Source organism: Microbacterium sp. Y547, from assembly GCF_057669785.1.
Genome location: NZ_JBYHFN010000002.1, coordinates 241,020 through 260,295 on the forward strand (window position 1 = coordinate 241,020; position 19,276 = coordinate 260,295).

Below are 19,276 nucleotides of genomic sequence, written 5' to 3' on the forward strand. Positions count from 1 at the left end.
CGGTGAGTCAACGCCCGGGCGCGGGCGCCTCCTCGGCCTCGCGGGCGCGGATCGGGTGACCCTGCGTCGTCAGGCACTTTCCGCTGGCGAGATCCCACTTCCAATCGTGCAGCGAGCACGTGAGCACGCCGTCCTCGATCTTGCCCGTCTTGGTGAGGTCGGCACGCAGGTGCGGGCACCGGCGCTGCACGACCCAGTCGCCCAGCTGCGCATCCTCGGTCTGGTCGCTCTGCTCGGCGTACCAGTTCTCGACGTACTCGATGCGATCGCGCGACAGGCACTTGAGGAAGGTCGTCAGGAACTCGTTGAACTTACCGCTGCGTCCGACCTCGAACTGCATCGAGAGGAAGATCGAGTTCGACCAGTCGATCTCGTGGTCGGCGATGTTCGTCGAGACGAGGTCTGCGGGAATCGTGTACCAGTAGACGCAGTCCTCGCCGGCGTACTCGCGCACCTTGGCCTTAGGGAAGTCCACGACCATGTCGAGCTCGCCGATCCGAAAGCGCACGGCCCCGCCCACGCCGTTCCGGATCGTACGGGCGCGGCGCAGGAGCGGCTCCCACCACTCCTTGATCGCGGCGAGCATCTCGGCGGGGGGCAGCACGGCGGCACGGGTCGCCTCTTCGGCTGCGACCTCGTCCTGCCGACTGTCGCGCTGCTCGGCGAGGTAGGCCCACTTGTCGTCGAACATGCGGTCGATCTCGGCGTCGGTGTACAGCGTCTGCGTCACGGAGATCTCGCCGTGGTTCAGATCGACCTGCGTGCCCGGGACGAACTCGTAGCCCTTCTGCTCGGGTCGCAGCTCGCGCATGTGCGCGAGGAACTGACGCTGATCCGTGAAGATCGAGTCGTCCTCGGTGCCGTAGCCGTTGTAGCGGAACAGCTCTTCGCGCAAGAACATCGGCGGTCCGGCCATAGGGAAGACATGCGCCGCGTCGACCTTCTCGATGTAGTACATGGCCCGTTTGTTCTGTGCGTCGCGCTTGAGCTTCGCGAAGTTCTGCTTGGCGTCCTGCGGCAGGTCGTAGACCATGGGCCACCAGATCGCGCCGGACACCTGCGTGAAGTACGCGTCGGGCTTCGAGAAGGTCAGCAGCGTCTCGAGGTCGAGGGGGTGCGAGTCGTTCTGGTTCAGGATCGACGCCGTGCCGTCGTCGACCGAGAGCGAGGAGTCGCCGATGGGCCCGTCGCTCGGGGCACGCAGGGGGGTCACCATGAGCGTCAGGTCGCCGTAGTGCAGAGGCACGCCGGCCTGCGTGTAGACGATGTTCTCGTAGCCGAGCTTGATGAGGTCGACTTCGAGGTCGTCGGTCGGGTACTCCGGCAGGAGGACGGCGATGTCCTTCGGCACGTAGCGCTCGAGCAGCGCCGGGTCGAAATGGTCGCGGTGCCGGTGCGAGATGTAGAGGAAGTCGGCTTTGCCGAACTTCTCCCAGTCGAGGCCCCGGTTATCGGGAAAGGGGAACCACGATCCGAAGAAGCTGGGGCCGATGACCGGGTCGCAGAGGATGGTTCCGCCCGCCGTCTCGATGAACATTCCGGCGTGTCCGAGCCCCGTGATGCGCATGGAAATCCCTCCCGTATGAGCCTCTGAGTCTAGGCGAGGCCCGCCGCCTCACTCCGCGAAGAGCGCGCGGATGTCGTCCGCGCCGAGTGTCTGGCCGAACAGGCCGTCATCGTCCATGACCGAGCGGAACAGGCGCGCCTTGCGCTGTTGCAGCGCCATGACCTTCTCTTCGATCGTGCCGTTGGAGATGAGGCGGTAGACCATGACGCTGCGGTCCTGGCCGATGCGGTGCGCACGGTCGACGGCCTGCGTCTCGGCGGCGGGGTTCCACCACGGGTCGAGCAGGAACACATCGTCGGCCTCGGTGAGGGTCAGCCCGAATCCGCCCGCCTTGAGGCTGATCAGGAACACCGGCGCGCCGCCCTGCCGGAAGTGCGCGACGGCCGCGTCGCGATCGCGCGTCGACCCGTCGAGGTAGGCGAACGCGACGCCGCGCTCTTCGAGCCGCTGTGCGACCAGACGCAGGAACGACGTGAACTGGCTGAACACCAGGATGCGATGGCCCTCGGCCACCGCCTCGTCGAGCCGTTCGAACAGGGCGGTGAGCTTGCTCGGCACGATGTGCGCGTGCGCCGGATCGACGAGCCCGGGGGCCAGGCTCAGCATGCGCAGCAGCGTCAGCGAGCGGAACACGATGAACCGGTTGCGATCGAGGTCGTCGAGCAGTCCGAGCACCTTCTGACGTTCGCGCTGCAGCACCGTGTCGTACAGCGCGCGATGCGCTGCGTTGAGCTCGATCCGCAGCTCCTGCTCCTGCTTGGGCGGCAGTTCGGGCGCCACGAGCTCCTTCGTGCGGCGCAGCACGAGCGGGCGGATCCGTCGGCGCAGGCGCGTGAGGCGGCGGGCACGGTACTCGCCGCCCTCTTGCGTGCTCGGGATCTTGCCCTTCTCGATGGGCGCGATGTACTCGTCGCGGAACCGTCGTGCCGAGGCGAACAGCCCCGGCGCCGCGAGAGAGAGGAGCGCCCACAGTTCGGTGAGGCTGTTCTCGAGCGGCGTGCCCGTGATCGCGAAGGTGACGTCGGCGCGCAGCTCCTTCGCGACACGGTGCGTCTTGGTCTGGCTGTTCTTGACGAACTGCGCCTCGTCGAGCACGAGACCCGCCCAATCGATGGCGGTGAACGCCTCCGCGTCCAGTCGCAGCAGGGTGTACGACGTCACGATGACGTCGGCTGAGGAGGCGACATCGGCCACCTCGCTCCCCCGCGCGCCGACGACGTGTACCCGCAGGTCGGGGGTGAACCGTGCGGCTTCATCGCGCCACGTCGACAGCACCGATGTCGGTGCCACGACGAGGAACGGGCGTGTCTCGCCGGATTCCCGCACGTGCGCGAGGAGCGCGAGCATCTGCAGCGTCTTGCCGAGACCCATGTCGTCGGCGAGGATGCCGCCGAGTCGGTGCTGCCACAGGAAGGCGAGCCAATCGAAGCCAGTGCGCTGATAGGGCCGCAGATCGGCGGTCAACCCGCGAGGAAGGGGCGTGGGCGCAACGCCGTCGGCATCGCGCAGTCCCTCGGCGGCGGCGCGCCAGGCCGTGGCGGGCACCGCCTCGTCGGCGACGTCTTCGAAATCGGCCCAGAGATCCGTCTGGTACCGGCTGATGCGCGGCGCCGTCTGCCATTCATCGAGTTCTCCGGCTTCGTCGATCAGGTCGCGCAGGCGGTGAAGCGCCGGATGCGTCAGCGAGAAGTAGGCGCCGTCACTCAGCAGAAGCTTCTTGCGCCCCCGCGACATCGCGCTGAACAGGGTGCCGAACGGGATGTGACGCCCGTCGATCTTCACGACGATGCCGAGATCGAACCAGTCGGTGTCGGTCGTCTCGACGGTCGTGATCTCGATGCGCGGATCCCCGGAAAGCTCCCGATAGCGCGGGCGTTCGCCGGAGAGCACGACGTCCACCTCGTCGGTGGCCTCGAGGAGCGGCAGGACCCTCGAGGAGAACTCCGCCGCATCGATCCCCGTCAGCGAACCGGCGGGCGAGAAGTCGACCGGTGACGCATCGGCCCAGACCTGCTCGACACGGACGCGAATGCTGCTCTCGGCCGCCGGGTCGCGTTCCTGGCTCGCATCGGCGTCCCATGCCAGAGCCGCACCGCGGCCGTACTGCCACGACAGGGTGTAGTCGAGGCGGTCCGACGGCGAGAAGCGCACGGCCACGACGAGGGTCGGCCGGGCCGCCGCCGGGATCGCGATGCCGGGGGCGTCGACGGTGACGCGCCGTGCGATGCGCCCGAGGTGCTCGCTGACGAATTCGTCGGTCTCGTCCGCCGGCACCGACACGGCCGATCTCGCGGCCAGAAGCGCCGGCACGGGATCAGGCAGGGGAAGCTCCGCGAGGGTCAGCGCGATGCGGTCGCGGTGCACCGTGAACCGGTAGATGCCCGAGCGCCCCACGGGACGCAGCGCCGCGGCATCCGCTTCTACGTCGTCGATCGTGACGCGCGGCCGGATATCGATCGCGCCGGCCACCCGCTCCGCACGCACGACGACGGAGGCCGCCCGAGCGACGTCGACGCTCTGGTCGGGCTTGGTCGCCACGAGAGGGATGTCGTGCTCGGCTGCGGCGGCGAGATGGGCCCACAGCAGGCTGGACGCGATGTCGTCGAGGGTGAGCCACTCCGAGACGTCCGAGAAGGCGCCGAACGAGCGCACGTCGCGGCCGATGCTGTGCAGCTCGGCGAACCACCGGGCCTGCGCGGGTTCGTGGGTCGTGATGGGGCGACGCAAGGCGTCCCACGACACGGTGCCCTTGATCCATGACTTCGTGCGTGGGCTCTGCTCGAGCGGACGCAGCCCGACGAGAACGTCGGGGGCCTGCTGGTGGAGGCTCCGCGGCGTCGCCGTCTCGACGCGCGCAGGCGCCCACGCCGATGATCCCCGCCGCATCCGCTGGCGCAGTTCGATGCCGAGCGCGAGCCGTGTCGAGGTGCGAGTGGGTTCTGCAGACGGAGCGAGGACCGCACGCCACGACGACTCTGCGCGGGTCGCCGCCTCAGCCGACCGGTTGCTCGCGAGGATCGTGGCGACGGTGTGCTTGCAGTCGATCTGCATGGGGCACGTGCAGGTCGTCGCGATGATCGGCGCGAGCGGGCGGTGCACGTCGATCCGGATGCGGCAGCGATAGACCTGCGAGCCGGTCCCGGCGACGACGGATTCGATGAGGGACGCGACGGGGTCCCACGTGACCCGCTGCACGGCCCCGTCGGCGAAGTAGGCGACCCCTCGTTCGTACGCGCCAGGCCCGGCGAGACGCCGGATGTGGACCGCGTCGATCGACGGAGGGGTCACGCGATGACGCTCAGGAGGCGCGGGCGATCCGGCCCAGAACCCCGTTCACGAACGACCCCGCCTCGTCGGTCGAGAACTCCTTCGCGAGTTCGACCGCCTCATCGATCGCGACGGCGGGCGGGACCTCGTCGTTGTAGAGGATCTCCCACACGGCGATGCGCAGCACGGCGCGGTCGACGGCGGGCATGCGTGCGAGGCTCCAGTCCTTCGCGAACGTCGTGATCTGCTCGTCGATGGCGTCCCGGTTGTCGATGACGCCGTCGATGATCTCGCGGGCGTACAGCCATGACGTTGCGCGGGCCGGTTCGCTTGCCGCGCGCTTCGCTTCTGCGGCGAGGACGGTCTGCAGTTCGTCACCGCGGACGTCGGCCTGGAAAAGGATGTCGAGCGCGCGCTTGCGCGCCTTGGAACGAGCGCTCACGCCTTACTTCTCGCGACCGAGGTATTCGCCGGTGCGCGTGTCGACCTTGATCTTCGTGCCCGTTTCGAGGAACAGCGGCACCTGCACTTCGTAACCGGTCTCGACGGTCGCGGGCTTCGTGCCCGCCGACGAGCGGTCGCCCTGCAGGCCCGGCTCGGTGTAGGTGACTTCGAGCACAACGGATGCCGGCAGATCGACGTAGAGCGGGTTGCCGTTGTTGAGCGCGATCGTGACCTGCTGGTTCTCGAGCAGGAAGTTCTTGGCGTCGCCGACGGTCGCAGCGGGAACGGTCAGCTGGTCGTAGTCAGCGACATCCATGAAGACGAAGCCTTCACCGTCGTTGTACAGGTAGGTGAAGTCGCGACGATCGACGTTCTCGATGTCGATCTTGGTGCCGGCGTTGTACGTCTTGTCGATCGTCTTGCCGGTGACGACGTTCTTCATCTTCGTCCGCACGAACGCGCCGCCCTTGCCGGGCTTGACGTGCTGGAACTCGACGACGCTCCAGAGCTGGCCGTCGATGTTCAGGACGACGCCGTTCTTGATGTCTGCGGTCGATGCCATGAGGTGATTCAGTCCGATCGTGTGGGAAGCCGACGCTCGAGTCTACGGGATGGCACGAAGCACCAGTTCTCCGATTCGACGGCGTCGTCGGGTCGGGCGCGCGGTGGCGTGCCGCCGCGCGGTCGGTCAGGTGATGAGATCGACGAGCATGCCGACGGCTTTCGCGTAGCCGGGAACACCCTCACCCACCACGTGCACGGCCGCGACATCGGCGACGTACGAGCGGTGTCGGAAGGGCTCGCGTTCGAGCACGTTCGAGATGTGGACCTCTGCGACGGGAAGACCGACGCCGGCCAGCGCGTCGCGCAGCACGATCGAAGTGTGCGTCAGGCCGCCGGGGTTGATGACGATGCCGGCGCAGTCGTGGCGGGCGTCGTGGATCGCGTCGATCAGGACGCCTTCGTGGTTGCTCTGCACAGCCCGCACGTCGAAGCCCCGTGCGGCCGCGGCTTCGGTCGTGATCGCCTCGACATCGGAGAGCGTGCTCGCGCCGTACACGTCGGGTTCGCGGGTGCCGAGCAAGTTGAGATTCGGCCCGTTGACGAGCAGCAGTCGGCGTTCGGTCACGCGATCACCCTACCGATCCGCGCCCGCACGGTTGGCCCATCGTGCCGCGAACTCGGCACGGCGCGCACCCTGGAAGACTGGTGCCGTGCTCCGAAAGCAACCCCCTGTCGTCGCGGTCAGCGCCCGGGAAGACGTCTCGGCTCCTGCCACCTGGCCCGGTGGCATCCCTGCGGTGAGACAGTTGCTCGAAGACGGCTTGCGGCTCGATCCGGGAATCACCTTCCTCGTCGGCGAGAACGGCTCGGGCAAGTCGACGATCCTCGAGGGCATCGCGCTGGCGTACGGCATGTCTCCCGAGGGCGGCTCGACGAACGCCCGCCACACGACCCGATCGAGCGAGTCGCCGCTGTCGGATTGGCTGCGCCTGCAGCGCGGGGTCGGTGCCAGCCGCTGGGGGTTCTTCCTGCGCGCCGAAACGATGCACTCGTTCTACTCGTACCTCGAAGACAACCCGGGCGGGCCGGACCCGGCCTTTCACGAGATGAGTCACGGCGAGTCGTTCCTCGCCCTGCTCGACACCCGCTTCGATTCGCCGGCGTTCTACTGCCTCGACGAGCCCGAGGCCGCGCTGTCCTTCACGTCGACGCTCACGCTCATCGCAACGCTGCGCCGCATCGCCGACGAGGGCGGTCAGGTGCTCTGCGCGACGCACTCACCCGTGCTCGCCGCCCTTCCGGGTGCCCGCATCCTCGAGATCGGCCCCTGGGGCATGCGTCCCACGGCCTGGGAGGACCTCGCCCTCGTGGGGCACTGGAAGTCTTATCTCGACTCCCCCGAACGCTACCTCCGGCATCTGCTGGCGTAGCCGCGTCGGTCACAGGTCGGCGATGACGATCTTCTTCATTTCGAGCAGTCGCTGATAGACACCGGGTTCCTGCACCCGCTCCCCCATGTCAGCGGGCGTGATCTGCCAGCTGAGACCGAACCGGTCGACGAGCCACCCGCACGCTTCGGCCTCGGGCACGGCGCTCAGGGCGTCCCACAGCCGGTCGATCTCGGCCTGGTCGCGGCAGCGCACCTCGAGCGAGAGACCCGGCGTGAACGACGAGTCCTGCGGCACGGCCGAATCCATGGCCGCGAACCACTGGCCGGCGAGCTGGAACTCGCTGAACATCACAGCACCCGCGGCAGCTGGGCCCGTCTCGTGCGGATACGGCGCGACCATGCCGAGCCGCCCGTCGAACAGCGAGATGTAGGTCTCGACGGCTTCGGAGGCGCGGTTCTGGGCCGCTCCGCCGAACAGCAGCGAGGGGATGAGAAACGGCCGCGGCTCGCCCGCGGGATCCGTCAGCAGCAGCTGCCACGAGACGCCATAGCGGTCTTCGACCCACCCGTAGCGCGCGCTGAACGAATACTCCCCCAGCTCCATGAGCACACGTCCGCCGGTGCCGAGGTCGAGCCACAGGGCATCCAGCGCGCCGCGCGCGGCCGCTTCGTCGCCGTCGAAGAGCAGCGGATCGACGTTGACCATGAACGACACCGATGCATTCGGGCGGAAAGTCGCGTCGCCGTTGATGAGCGCCAGCCGGTACCCGTCGATGACGACATCGATCGTGAGCACGTCGCCCGCGAAGTCCTTCTGGAACTTCGGGAGACCCTCCGTCGGGTAGCGCAACGTCACTTCGCTCGTCGCCTTCGGGAAGATCCGCGTGTAGAACGCAGCAGCCTCCGTCGCGGTTCGATCACACCAGATGTTGGGGACGATCTTCTGCATCCCGCCACTCTTCGCCTGCGCGAAGCGTCGCGCAAGAGGTCAGCCTGCGACCTCTTGGTACGCCGCGAACAGCAGCGATTCGTCCGGGGCCCGCAGGACGGTGGGGCGGGCGATCTCATCGAGCACGATGAAGCGCAGCATGCCGCCCCGGCTCTTCTTGTCGCGCTGCATCGACGCCTTCAGCTGCGGCCACGCCCCCGCGCGGTATGTCGTCGGAAGGCCCAGAAGATCCAGGATGCTGCGGTGCCGCTGCGCCGCGTCGTCGGAGAGCCGCCCCGCCAGACGGGACAACTCGGCGGCGAAGACCATGCCGACCGAGATCGCGGCGCCGTGGCGCCACCGGTAGCGCTCCGCGTGCTCGATCGCGTGGCCAAGGGTGTGGCCGTAGTTGAGGATCTCGCGCAGTCCCTCTTCGCGGAAGTCCTCGCTCACGACGCGCGCCTTCATGTCGATCGCGAGTTCGATCGTGCGGCGGAACGCGTCGCTGTGCGGGTCGACGGCCTTCTCGGGGTCTGCCTCGATGAGATCGAGGATCTCGGGCGCCCAGATGAAGCCGGCCTTGACGACCTCGGCGTATCCCGCGACGGTCTCATTGCGCGACAGCGAATCGAGCAGGTCGAGGTCGCAGACGACGGATGCGGGTGGCCAGAATGCTCCCACGAGGTTCTTGCCCTCGGCGGTGTTGACGCCGGTCTTGCCGCCCACGGCGGCGTCGACCATGCCCAGCACGGTGGTGGGCACCTGCACGACCTCGATGCCGCGCAGCCACGTCGCGGCGACGAAGCCGGCGAGATCCGTGACGGCGCCTCCTCCGAAGCCCACGACGACGTCGGTGCGGCTGAAATCGGCCTTGCCCATGACCTGCCAGCAGAACGCTGCGACCTCGATGCGCTTGCCGGCCTCGGCGTCGGGGATCTCGGCGAGCAGCACCTCGCGGTCACCGAGGAGCGAATCCCGCAGCGCCTCGGCCTGCACCGCAAGCGTCGGCGGGTGCACGATGAGCACCTTGCGTGCGGCGTCGGGCAGCTGTTCGGCGAGGGACGGCAGGATGCCGCGGCCCACAGTGATCGCGTAGTCGCTCTGGCCCGTGACGGTGATGCGGGTCGTGTCGGTCATGGCGTCTCCTCGTCGGTGCGGTGCACCCACTCGACGACGGCATCGACGACCTGCTGGAGCGGGCCGTGCGACGTGTCGAAGGTGACATCCGCGAGTTGGTCGTACAGGGGGCGACGCTCGCGATAGATCGCGCTCCACCGCTCCAGTGCGTCGCCGTCCTGCAGGAGGGGACGCACCGAGTCCTTCACGCGGGCTGGCACGACGTGCGGCTCGACCGTGAGCAGCACGACGCGGTGCTCCGCGAGGGCCTCCCGCGTCGCGGGATCGAGCACCGCTCCCCCGCCGAGCGAGACGATGCCGCCGGCTTCGAGCCCTGCGCGCACGGCGTCGCGCTCGAGAGCGCGGAAATGCGACTCGCCGTGCTCGGCGAAGATCTGCTCGATCGGACCGTGGTCGCGCGCGACCGCGATGTCGCTGTCGAAGAATGCGCGACCCGTAGCCTTGGCGACCTTGCGTCCGATGCTCGTCTTGCCGGCGCCCATAGGGCCGATCAAGACGATCGCGTCAGAGCGCGACGTCATGCTGAGCGAGACCGGGGTCGCTCGTGTCGGTCGTGCGCAGCGTGGTGGGAAGCGCCGCCAGGTAGCCCTCGAGATTGCGCTTGGTCTCGGCGACGCTGTCCCCGCCGAACTTCTCGAGCACGGCACCGGCGAGCACGATCGCCGTCATCGCTTCGGCGACGACTCCCGCGGCCGGCACGGCGCACACATCCGAGCGCTGGTGGTGCGCGGACGCCGCCTCGCCCGAGGCGATGTCGACGGTGCGCAGCGCACGCGGCACGGTCGCGATGGGCTTCATCCCGGCCCGCACGCGCAGGACCGTGCCCGTCGACATGCCACCCTCGGTGCCACCGGCCTTGTCCGACGACCGTGCGATGCCGTCATCGGTCACGAAGAGCTCATCGTGCGCGGCAGAGCCGCGGCGCCGAGTCGTCTCGAAGCCGTCGCCGACCTCGACACCCTTGATCGCCTGGATCGACATGAGCGCTTCGGCGAGCTTCGCGTCGAGGCGGCGGTCCCAATGCACGTGCGAGCCGAGCCCGGGCGGAAGCCCGTACGCGAGCACCTCGACGATCCCCCCGAGGGTGTCGCCGTCCTTGCGAGCGGCATCGACCTCGGCGACCATCGCGGCGCTCGTCGCCGCGTCGAAGCACCGCAGCGGGTCGGCATCGAGTGCCTCGACATCGGCGGGGGTCGGAAGCGGTGCATCCGCGGGCGACTGCACGGGACCGATCGACAGGGTGTGCGACACGAGTGCGATGCCGAGCTCGGACAGGAACGCCCGGGCGAGGGCGCCGAGCGCGACGCGTGCCGCCGTCTCACGTGCGCTCGCGCGCTCGAGGATGGGGCGGGCCTCGTCGAATCCGTACTTCTGCATGCCGACGAGGTCGGCGTGACCGGGCCGGGGGCGGGTCAGGGTCGCGCCGCGTCCGCGTGAACGGTCGGTCAGCTCGACCGGCTCGGCACTCATGACCTCGCTCCACTTGGGCCACTCGGTGTTGCCGATGCGAAGGGCGATCGGGCTCCCCAGAGTGAGCCCGTGCACGACCCCCGACGAGATCGAGAGTTCGTCTTCTTCGAACTTCATGCGCGAGCCGCGTCCATAGCCGAGCTTGCGGCGGGCCAGATCGGCCTGGATCGCGGCGCGGGAGACGGGGATGCCGGAGGGAAGTCCCTCCATGATGGCAACGAGTTCGGGACCGTGGGATTCGCCGGCCGTGAGCACGCGGAGCATTGCTCTAGTCTCCCATGACCGCCCGGCGCATCGCGGACAGCACGTCGGACTCGGCTGCGAGGGGGATCTCGGGGTCGCCCGCGACGAAGATCCGCACCTGCAGGAGAGCCTGGTGAAGCAGCATCCCGAGCCCCGATGTCGCGCGGTGGCCGGCCTGCTGCCACGCTGCCCCGAGGATCGTCGGCCACTGCCCGTAGACGACGTCGAGCAGCACGCCGCCGCTCGCGGCGAGGGGTCGGGCCGCGGCATCCGGCACGGGGGCGTCGCCCGGCAGGGCGGCGATGGTCACATCGACCGGGGCGAATGACGGCGCGTCGAACGACGCCGCGCCCACCGTGACACCGAGCGTCTCACCGAGGGCGGCGAGCGGAGCGATCGCTTCGGGTCGCCGGGCGACGATCTCGGCTGATGAGGCGCCGAGTTCGGCGAGGGCGACGAGGGCCGACGTCGCCGTGGCACCTGCGCCGACGATGCGGCCGTGGGCGGCGGAGGTGACGCCCTCTTCGCGCAGCGAGGCGACGAGGCCGCCGATATCGGTGTTGTACCCGTGCAGGCCGTCGTCGGTCAGCAGCAGCGTGTTGACGGCACGTGTCGCCTCGGCCCGGGCGTCACGCACGACGGATGCCGCGTACGCAGCTCCCTTGAGGGGGTAGGTCACCGAGAGCCCGCGCCACGATTCGTCGAGCTCGATGAGCGCCGTCGCGAACTCCGCCTCCGTGACGCGGCGCCTTTCATAGCGCCAGTCGAGCCCGAGGGCGGCGTAGGCGGCGGCGTGCAGGCGCGGCGATCGGCTGTGGTCGATCGGATCCCCCCACACCGCGAGCCGGTTCGAGGTGGTCAGCACCCCGAGTCCGGATTGTCGCGGCACCACGCGACCATCTGATCGACGTATCGCAGATGCTCGTTGTACGTCTCGGTGAAGACCGTCTCGCCGGTGTTCAGGTTGACCGTGACGAAGTACAGCCAGGGACCCTCGGCGGGATTCATCGCGGCCTTGATCGCGACGTCACCCGGATTGGCGATCGGTCCGACGGGAAGACCCGCGTGGACGTACGTGTTCCAGGGGTTGTCGTCGTACTGGGCCTGTTCAGACGTGCTCGCCGAGCCGGCGTGCATCTCGCCGTAGCCGTACTGCGCCGTCGAGTCCATCTGCAAGAGCCCGAAGGTCTCCTGATTGTTCGGGTCCATCCGGTTCTTGATGACCGTCGAGACCTTCTGCATATCGGCCTCGTATCGGGCTTCGCGCTGGATGATCGAGGCGATGGTGAGGATCCGCTGACGGTCCTCGACGGGCACAGCAGCCGCATCCAGGGACTCGACCGTGCGGTTCACGAGCGTCGCGATCACTTCCGGTGCCGTCACCCCGGGGTTGAACTGGTACGTCGCGGGGAAGAGCCATCCTTCGAGGGTCGACGCGCTGACGCCGTAATCGGCGGGGTTGGCCACGGCGGCCTGGAATTCCTCGAGCGGGATCCCGATGACATCGGCGAGGATCGGCAGCGACTGGTCGACCGTGAGACCTTCGCGCAGCTGCGCCATGTTCTCGAGCTTGTTGCCGGGCTCGAGAATGGCCGCGAGCGCCGCGGCCGAGGTCATCTGCTTCTGCAGCTTGAAGACGCCCGGCTGGAAGGGCGGGTCGATCCCCTCGGCGATCAGGTAGTCGTAGAAGGCGTTCGGCGTCTTCGTGATGCCGGCGTCATGCAGCTTGGGCGAGATCGAGTAGCCCGTGTCGCCGGAGACGATCGTCAGCAGTGCCTCGCCGTTCGCGAGCCCTGCTTCATAGTCCTTCGGCTCCTCCCACGCCATGAACGCGCGGATGCGGTCTTCATAGGTCGACCAGACGTACCAGCCGCCCCCCGCGATGCCACCGAGGATGGCGACGATGACGCCGAACGCGATCCAGCCGGCGGTGCGGCGCCGGCGCTTTTCGCGCGGGTGGGGGTGCGTGCCGATCTCGTCGGTCGTGCTCTTGCCCGAGAAGAGGTCCTCGAGTCCGGGCGATGTCGGTCGTGGCGCGGGCGCGGGCGCTTCTGTGTCGTCGAGGACGGATGTCAGTCCGGCGCCGGATCGCGCGTAAGCGGGGCCGACGGCGTCGCTGACCGCCAGAGCCGGGGCGGGACTGCTCGGCCGCTCGCTCGCGTCGCGCGCGGCAGTCGGCGGTGCAGCCGAGCGCGGCGGCGCGTACTCGGCAGTCGACCCGGACGTGCGCTCGGGTGCCGGCGGGGTGGCTGAGCGCGGGGGCGCCTCGGGAGCGGGTTCGGGTGCGCGCTCGGCTGTGGGCTGCGAAGGTGCCGGAGGGACGGCGTCGCGCGTGTTCTCGGCGTTCTTCGCCGCGGCGGCGCGGAGGGCTGCCTCGCGCGCCTCTCGGCGGCTCAGGGGCGGTGCATCCGATCCGGACACGGCAGGCCCCGTCGGCGCGGGGCGCGGGGCGGGGTCGTCGCGGATCTCGCGCGAACTCGGGTCCGGCAGCTGGCCGAAGAGGTCCGCGAAGGGATCAGCGGGTGTGGGATCGGGCATTCAGGCGGGCTCCTGGGCGACGGGGGTACCAGCCGGGCGACCCGTGCTCTTCTCAACGTCGAGAGCCTGTTGCAGAAGGACGACCGCCGCGACCTGATCCACAATGCTACGAGAAGAACGCTGAGAACGCCCGGAATCGCGCAGAGCGGCGTGAGCTGACACGGTCGAGAGACGCTCGTCGATGAGGCGCACGGGCCGATCGGATGCCGCCGATACGGCCGCCGCGAACTCCCTCGCGTCGGTCGTCGAGGGCGTGTCCTCGCCGCGCATGTTGAGCGGCAGCCCCACGAGCACCTCGAGCACGTCGTACTCCTGCGCGAGCGCCGCGATGCGCGCCACGGAGACGTCATCGCGCGGCACGGTTTCGACGGGCGTCGCGAGCAGCCCGTCGGGATCGCATCGAGCGACGCCGATCCGTGCCCGGCCGACGTCGACACCCAGTCGCACGCCGCGACGGAAGCTCACCAGGCCTCGAGCGCCGTCGTGATCGCCGACAGGGCGGCCGGCAGAGCCGCGGCATCCGCGCCGCCACCCTGAGCGACGTCGTCACGCCCGCCACCGCCGCCGCCGAGCACACCGGCGGCGAGCTTGGCGAGCACGCCCGCCTTGCCGCCCGCCGTGCGCGCGGCGTCGTTCGTCGCGACGATGACGACAGGGCGGTCGCCCACCGTCGCGCCGAGGGCGACGACGGCGGGTTCTGAGCCGAGCCGGTCGCGCACCTGCAGGGCGAGCGTGCGCAGGTCGTCACCGGATGCCGCCGTTCCGACTGCGCTCGCGACGACTCGGTACGGACCGACGCGGACCGCGTCGTTCGCCAGCGCGGGAGCACGTTCGGCGAGGGCCTTGGCCTCGTACGCCGCAATCTTCTTCTCGGCGGCCTTGAGGCTCGCCGTGAGCTCGGCGATACGCGCAGGGAGCTGCTCACGCGGAGTCTTGAGCGATGTCGTCAGCTGCGACACGAGCGCGCGCTCGGCGGCCAGCGACCGGAACGCGTCGAGGCCCACGAGGGCTTCGACCCGACGGTTGGACGCGCCGACCGAGGACTCCCCCACAAGGTTGATGAGGCCGATCTCGGCGCTGCGCCCGACGTGCGTGCCGCCGCAGAGTTCGCGCGACCAGGGGCCGCCGATGTCGACCATGCGCACGACATCGCCGTACTTCTCACCGAACAGTGCCTGCGCGCCGAGCGCCTTCGCCTCGTCGAGCGGGAGCACCCGCGTCGTGACCTCGAGGTTGTCGCGCACGGCGTTGTTGGCGATCTCTTCGATCTCGCTCTTCGTCGCCTCGGACAGCGCCTGGCCCCACGAGAAGTCGAACCGCATGTAGCCGGCGCGGTTGAGCGAGCCCGACTGCGTCGCCGACGAGCCGAGCGTGTCGCGCAGCGCGGCATGGATGAGGTGCGTCGCCGAGTGCGCCTGCTGCGCGGCGCGGCGGTTCGCCGCGTCGACGACGGTCGTCGCCGGCTGGCCGACGCCGACCTCACCGGTCGTGACCTGCACGGTGTGGCTGATCAGACCCGCGACGGGGCGCTGCACGTCGAGCACCTCGAGTTCGTAGCCGGGCCCGACGATGATGCCCTTGTCGGCGACCTGACCGCCCGACTCGGCGTAGAGCGCCGTCTCGGCCAGGATGACCTCGGCGATCTGCCCGCTCGGAGCGCTGTTGACCGAGACGCCGTCGACGAGGATGCCGAGCACGGTCGATTCGGTCTCGAGATCGGTGAATCCCGTGAAGACGGTCTCGCCCTGCGCGCGCAGATCGCGGTACACGCTCGTATCCGCGAGCTGGCGCTTGCGCGAACGCGCGTCGGCCTTGGCGCGTGTGCGCTGTTCGAGCATGAGCGCGTCGAACGCGTCGCGGTCGACCGTGAGGCCGGCCTCTTGCGCGACCTCGAGCGTCAGGTCGATCGGGAAGCCGTACGTGTCGTGCAGCAGGAACGCCTCGGCACCGGCGATCGTCGTGCCCCCGGCATCCTTCGTCGCGACGAGGGAATCATCGAGGATCGCCTCGCCCGCTGCGAGCGTGCGCAGGAACGTGGCCTCTTCGGCCAGTGCGTACTGTTCGATGCGCGCATAGTCGGTCTCGACGACGGGGTACGTCGTCTTCATGGCGTCGCGCGACGCCGCGAACAGTTCGCGGAACGTCGGCCCGTCGACCCCCAGCAGGCGCATCGAACGGATGGCACGGCGCATGAGGCGGCGGAGGATGTAACCGCGACCGTCGTTGGACGGCGTCACACCGTCCGAGAGCAGCATGAGCGACGAGCGCACGTGGTCGGCGACGACGCGGAAACGCACGTCGTCCTCGTGGACGGCGCCGTACTCGCGGCCCGACAGCTCGACGGCCTTGTCGAGGACGGGACGCACCTGGTCGGTCTCGTACATGTTGTCGACGCCCTGCTTGATGAAGGCGACGCGCTCGAGCCCCATGCCGGTGTCGATGTTCTTGTTCGGCAGCTCGCCGACGATGTCGAAGTCGTACTTGGACTGCACGTTGGCGATCTCGTACTGCATGAACACGAGGTTCCAGATCTCGACGTAACGGTCGTCGTCGGTCGCGGGACCGCCGTCGATGCCGTACTCGGGACCACGGTCGAAGAAGATCTCCGAGCACGGACCCGCCGGTCCTGGCAGACCCGTCGACCAGTAGTTCGTGTCCTTGCCCAGGCGCTGGATGCGCTCGTCGGGCAGGTCGCTCAGGCGCCGCCACAGCTCGTGTGCCTCGTCGTCGTCTTCGTAGACCGTGACCCAGAGGTCCTTCGGATCGAAGCCGAGCCCGCCGTCTTCTTCAGGCGTCGTGAGCAGACCCCAGGCGAAGCGGATCGCGTCTTCTTTGAAGTAGTCACCGAACGACCAGTTGCCGAGCATCTGGAAGAACGTGCCGTGGCGCGGTGTGTGTCCGACTTCTTCGATGTCGAGGGTGCGCAGGCACTTCTGCACATCGGCGGCGCGCTTGTACGGGGCCGGAACATCACCGGACAGGTACGGGATGAACGGCACCATGCCTGCGACGGTGAACAGCAGAGCGGGGTCGTCGGTGACGAGAGAGGCGGACGGCACGATGACGTGGTCCTGCTTCTCGAAGTAGTCGAGGAAGCGCTGGGCGATCTCGGCGGTCTTCATGCGTGATGGCTCCTCGGAAACGTCGGCGGCCGGGTCACCGTCGACGGTTCGTGGTGGGTGGTCAGTCGGAGGTCGAACGAGCGGAGTCTGCGACAGCCGATGCGGTGTCGGAGACGAGTTCCGCTATCCGCGATTCCTGATCGCGGTAGGCATCGCCCATGCGATCGGTGAATTCGGTGATGCGCGTATCGACCTCGGCGAGCAGTTCTTGGCCACGCGGGTCTTTGTTGACGAGGTGCGCGGCGATGAAGCCGCTCACGATGCCGAGCAGAAACCACAGCAGGTTCTTCATGTGACCATTCTCTCGCGAACGCCGCGAGTCGCGGCTGGGTCCATCGTAGGCGGAAACGACGAAGGGCGCCGGGATTCCCCGGCGCCCTTCGTGCGGTACTGACGACGTGACGTCAGCGCGCGGCGTAGTACTCGACGACGAGCTGGACGTCACAGACGACGGGCACCTCGGCGCGCTTGGGGCGACGCTCGAGACGGGCCTGCAGCTTGTCGAGGTCGACCTGGAGGTACGGCGGCACGGGAGGAAGGACCTCGGCGTGTCCACCGGCGGCGGCGACCTGGAACGGCTCGAGCGCCTCGCTCTTCGGCTTGACGTGGATGAGCTGACCCGGCTTCACGCGGAACGACGGGCGGTCGACGAGCTGGCCGTCGACGAGAATGTGGCGGTGCACGACGAGCTGGCGAGCCTGTGCCATGGTGCGGGCGAAGCCAGCACGCACGACGAGCGCGTCCAGACGCATCTCGAGCTGCTCGACGAGGTTCTCACCCGTCAGGCCGTCCTTGCGGCGGGCCTCTTCGAACTGGATGCGCAGCTGCGCTTCGCGGATGTTGTACTGCTCGCGCAGACGCTGCTTCTCGCGAAGACGGACGGCGTAGTCGCTGTCCTGCTTGCGCTTGGTGCGGCCGTGCTCTCCCGGAGCGTACGGACGCTTCTCGAGGTACTTGGCGGCCTTGGGGGTCAGCGCGATGCCGAGAGCGCGCGAGAGGCGGACCTTGCGGCGGTCCTGGGCTTTCGAAGCCATGATTGCCTTCCGAAGACGTGGCCGTGTCTTTCACGGCTCACGGACGTATCTCCCGCTCCTCGCCCTGGCGATGTGCACGTCGGGGCACACCGGAAGGTCGGTCAAGAGGGTGGGGATGCCCGAAAACTCGGTTTCAAGCCGGTCAAGTCTACCAGCCCGGCGACGCGGCGGTTGCGCCGCTCATTCCGGAGTCACTCCCCGTCGAGGATCCGGCGGATCTTCTCGAGACGCGCCTGCAGATCGCGCTCGGCGCCGAGCGCCTTCGGCTCGTAGTAACGGCGCCCGCGGAGCTCGTCGGGCAGATACTGCTGCGCCACGATGCCGATCTCGGCGGCGTGCGGGTATCGATACCCCTTGCCGTGCCCGAGACGCTTCGCGCCGGGATAGTGCGCGTCGCGCAGATGGGCCGGTACACGTCCGAATCCGCCCGCGCGGACATCGGCGATCGCCTTGTCGATGGCGCTGTACGCGGCGTTGGATTTCGCCGTCGTCGCGAGATACGCCGTCGCCTCGGCCAGCGGGATGCGCCCCTCGGGCATGCCGATGAACTGAACGGCGTCGGCGGCGGCGACCGCGAGCGGCAGCGCGTGCGGGTCGGCCAGCCCGATGTCTTCTGCCGCCGAGATGATGAGGCGGCGTGCGATGAAGCGCGGGTCTTCGCCCGCTTCGATCATGCGCGCGAGATAGTGCAGCGACGCGTCGACGTCGGAGCCGCGGATCGACTTGATGAACGCGCTGATGACGTCGTAGTGCTCGTCACCCTGCCGGTCGTAGCGCAGCAGGGCGCGATCGACGGCCTGCGAGATGTGGTCGGGTGTGATGGTCGGAGCGTCGGCGTCGCTGTTCGTCTCGATCGCGAGGGATGCCGCGGCCTCGAGCGTCGTGAGAGCCCGGCGGGCGTCGCCCGACGCGAGGCGCACGATCGCGTCGCGGGCTTCATCGGGCAGTGTGACCGCACCGTGGAGGCCCCGAGGGTCGGTCGTTGCCCGGGTCAGCAGCATCCGCAGATCATCGTCGGTGAGAGGGCGCAGCGTCAGCAGGAGCGAGCGCGACAGCAGCGGCGAGATCACCGAGAAGGAGGGATTCTCGGTCGTCGCGGCGATCAGCACGACCCAGCCGTTCTCGACGCCCGGCAGCAGTGCGTCCTGCTGGGCCTTCGTGAAGCGGTGGATCTCGTCGAGGAACAGGATCGTCGAGTTGCCGTAAAGATCGCGCTGCGTCAGTGCGTCCTGCATGACCTCACGCACGTCTTTCACGCCGGCGGTGACCGCGGAGAGTTCGACGAAGCGCCGCCCCGACGACCGGGCGATCGCCTGCGCGAGCGTCGTCTTTCCGGTGCCGGGCGGGCCCCACAGGATCACCGACGTCGCAGCGCGCGTCGACGCCTCGGAATCGGCGAGGGTGACCAGGGGCGAGCCGGGCGCGAGGAGATGTCCTTGACCGGCGACCTCATCGAGCGAGGTCGGTCGCATCCTCACCGCGAGGGGCGTCTGACCCTGAAAGAGCGCGGTCGGAGGGGGCACAGTCACCTGTCCAGGCTAATCGCGTCGACCGACATGGGGCCTGTTCGTCGCACACGTCTTTTGCCGTGGGCCTGCGTTCTGAATAGGATCGTCCCGGCCCGGGGCTCAC

The 19,276-nt window shown here is 68.8% G+C and carries 17 protein-coding genes; 1 reads left to right on the plus strand and 16 read right to left on the minus strand.

Going from position 1 to position 19,276, the window contains the following annotated elements:
* Positions 1-7 precede the first annotated feature (7 nt).
* The 5 genes from AC25Y0_RS04105 to aroQ form a co-directional block, all read right to left on the minus strand.
* On the minus strand, positions 8-1,567 hold the full coding sequence (locus AC25Y0_RS04105; protein WP_488123115.1) for a Rieske 2Fe-2S domain-containing protein: 1,560 nt from the start codon (positions 1,565-1,567) through the stop codon (positions 8-10).
* Between the two features lie 48 nt (positions 1,568-1,615).
* On the minus strand, positions 1,616-4,855 hold the full coding sequence (locus tag AC25Y0_RS04110; RefSeq protein WP_488134228.1) for a DEAD/DEAH box helicase: 3,240 nt from the start codon (positions 4,853-4,855) through the stop codon (positions 1,616-1,618).
* Positions 4,856-4,865: 10 nt separating this feature from the next.
* Positions 4,866-5,276 (minus strand): transcription antitermination factor NusB, encoded by a 411-nt coding sequence (nusB, locus tag AC25Y0_RS04115; RefSeq protein WP_488134229.1) that lies wholly within the window; start codon positions 5,274-5,276, stop codon positions 4,866-4,868.
* Positions 5,277-5,279: 3 nt separating this feature from the next.
* Positions 5,280-5,840 carry an elongation factor P gene (gene efp, locus AC25Y0_RS04120; RefSeq protein WP_488123118.1) on the minus strand — a complete coding sequence of 187 codons (561 nt, stop codon included), beginning with the start codon at positions 5,838-5,840 and terminating at the stop codon, positions 5,280-5,282.
* A 126-nt stretch (positions 5,841-5,966) separates the two neighbouring features.
* On the minus strand, positions 5,967-6,407 hold the full coding sequence (gene aroQ, locus AC25Y0_RS04125; protein ID WP_488123119.1) for a type II 3-dehydroquinate dehydratase: 441 nt from the start codon (positions 6,405-6,407) through the stop codon (positions 5,967-5,969).
* 172 nt (positions 6,408-6,579) lie between these two features.
* Between aroQ and AC25Y0_RS04130 the strand changes: the two genes are divergently transcribed.
* Complete coding sequence (locus tag AC25Y0_RS04130) at positions 6,580-7,212, plus strand: AAA family ATPase (RefSeq protein ID WP_488123120.1); 633 nt, start codon at positions 6,580-6,582, stop codon at positions 7,210-7,212.
* Between the two features lie 9 nt (positions 7,213-7,221).
* On the opposite strand, the gene AC25Y0_RS04135 is transcribed toward AC25Y0_RS04130, so the two are convergent.
* The 11 genes from AC25Y0_RS04135 to AC25Y0_RS04185 all read right to left on the minus strand — a co-directional run bounded on the left by AC25Y0_RS04135 (position 7,222) and on the right by AC25Y0_RS04185 (position 19,167).
* On the minus strand, positions 7,222-8,121 hold the full coding sequence (locus AC25Y0_RS04135; RefSeq protein WP_488123121.1) for a VOC family protein: 900 nt from the start codon (positions 8,119-8,121) through the stop codon (positions 7,222-7,224).
* 39 nt (positions 8,122-8,160) lie between these two features.
* Positions 8,161-9,237: a 3-dehydroquinate synthase gene (aroB, locus tag AC25Y0_RS04140; protein ID WP_488123122.1), complete on the minus strand. Its 1,077-nt coding sequence runs from the start codon at positions 9,235-9,237 to the stop codon at positions 8,161-8,163.
* Positions 9,234-9,758 (minus strand): shikimate kinase, encoded by a 525-nt coding sequence (locus tag AC25Y0_RS04145; protein WP_488123123.1) that lies wholly within the window; start codon positions 9,756-9,758, stop codon positions 9,234-9,236. Before AC25Y0_RS04145 ends, aroB begins: the two co-directional genes overlap by 4 nt.
* A complete protein-coding gene (aroC, locus tag AC25Y0_RS04150) occupies positions 9,742-10,971 on the minus strand; it encodes a chorismate synthase (RefSeq protein ID WP_488123124.1) in 1,230 nt (409 codons plus the stop codon). Before aroC ends, AC25Y0_RS04145 begins: the two co-directional genes overlap by 17 nt.
* A 4-nt stretch (positions 10,972-10,975) precedes the next feature.
* A complete protein-coding gene (locus tag AC25Y0_RS04155; RefSeq protein ID WP_488134230.1) occupies positions 10,976-11,839 on the minus strand; it encodes a shikimate dehydrogenase in 864 nt (287 codons plus the stop codon).
* On the minus strand, positions 11,809-13,488 hold the full coding sequence (gene mltG, locus AC25Y0_RS04160) for an endolytic transglycosylase MltG (protein ID WP_488134231.1): 1,680 nt from the start codon (positions 13,486-13,488) through the stop codon (positions 11,809-11,811). The genes AC25Y0_RS04155 and mltG overlap by 31 nt, the downstream gene beginning before the upstream one ends.
* The gene (gene ruvX, locus AC25Y0_RS04165) at positions 13,489-13,956 is read right to left on the minus strand and encodes a Holliday junction resolvase RuvX (protein ID WP_488123428.1); all 468 of its coding nucleotides are present in this window, start codon (positions 13,954-13,956) and stop codon (positions 13,489-13,491) included.
* Positions 13,950-16,610, minus strand: a complete 2,661-nt coding sequence (alaS, locus tag AC25Y0_RS04170; protein WP_488123127.1) for an alanine--tRNA ligase — start codon at positions 16,608-16,610, stop codon at positions 13,950-13,952. Before alaS ends, ruvX begins: the two co-directional genes overlap by 7 nt.
* 61 nt (positions 16,611-16,671) lie before the next feature.
* Positions 16,672-16,902, minus strand: coding sequence for an ATPase (locus tag AC25Y0_RS04175; protein WP_488123128.1), 231 nt, complete (start codon positions 16,900-16,902; stop codon positions 16,672-16,674).
* A 112-nt stretch (positions 16,903-17,014) separates the two neighbouring features.
* Positions 17,015-17,644 carry a 30S ribosomal protein S4 gene (rpsD, locus tag AC25Y0_RS04180; protein WP_488123129.1) on the minus strand — a complete coding sequence of 210 codons (630 nt, stop codon included), beginning with the start codon at positions 17,642-17,644 and terminating at the stop codon, positions 17,015-17,017.
* A gap of 191 nt (positions 17,645-17,835) precedes the next feature.
* Positions 17,836-19,167: a replication-associated recombination protein A gene (locus AC25Y0_RS04185; protein WP_488123429.1), complete on the minus strand. Its 1,332-nt coding sequence runs from the start codon at positions 19,165-19,167 to the stop codon at positions 17,836-17,838.
* Between the last annotated feature and the right edge of the window lie 109 nt (positions 19,168-19,276).

Excerpts from the sequence above, each read along its gene's own strand:
- AC25Y0_RS04105 (WP_488123115.1), bottom strand. The coding sequence starts at position 1,567 with ATGCGCATCACGGGGCTCGGACACGCCGGAATGTTCATCGAGACGGCG.
- efp (WP_488123118.1), bottom strand. The coding sequence starts at position 5,840 with ATGGCATCGACCGCAGACATCAAGAACGGCGTCGTCCTGAACATCGAC.
- AC25Y0_RS04135 (WP_488123121.1), bottom strand. The coding sequence starts at position 8,121 with ATGCAGAAGATCGTCCCCAACATCTGGTGTGATCGAACCGCGACGGAG.
- aroB (WP_488123122.1), bottom strand. The coding sequence starts at position 9,237 with ATGACCGACACGACCCGCATCACCGTCACGGGCCAGAGCGACTACGCG.
- AC25Y0_RS04145 (WP_488123123.1), bottom strand. The coding sequence starts at position 9,758 with ATGACGTCGCGCTCTGACGCGATCGTCTTGATCGGCCCTATGGGCGCC.
- aroC (WP_488123124.1), bottom strand. The coding sequence starts at position 10,971 with ATGCTCCGCGTGCTCACGGCCGGCGAATCCCACGGTCCCGAACTCGTT.
- mltG (WP_488134231.1), bottom strand. The coding sequence starts at position 13,488 with ATGCCCGATCCCACACCCGCTGATCCCTTCGCGGACCTCTTCGGCCAG.
- alaS (WP_488123127.1), bottom strand. The coding sequence starts at position 16,610 with ATGAAGACCGCCGAGATCGCCCAGCGCTTCCTCGACTACTTCGAGAAG.
- AC25Y0_RS04175 (WP_488123128.1), bottom strand. The coding sequence starts at position 16,902 with ATGAAGAACCTGCTGTGGTTTCTGCTCGGCATCGTGAGCGGCTTCATC.
- rpsD (WP_488123129.1), bottom strand. The coding sequence starts at position 17,644 with ATGGCTTCGAAAGCCCAGGACCGCCGCAAGGTCCGCCTCTCGCGCGCT.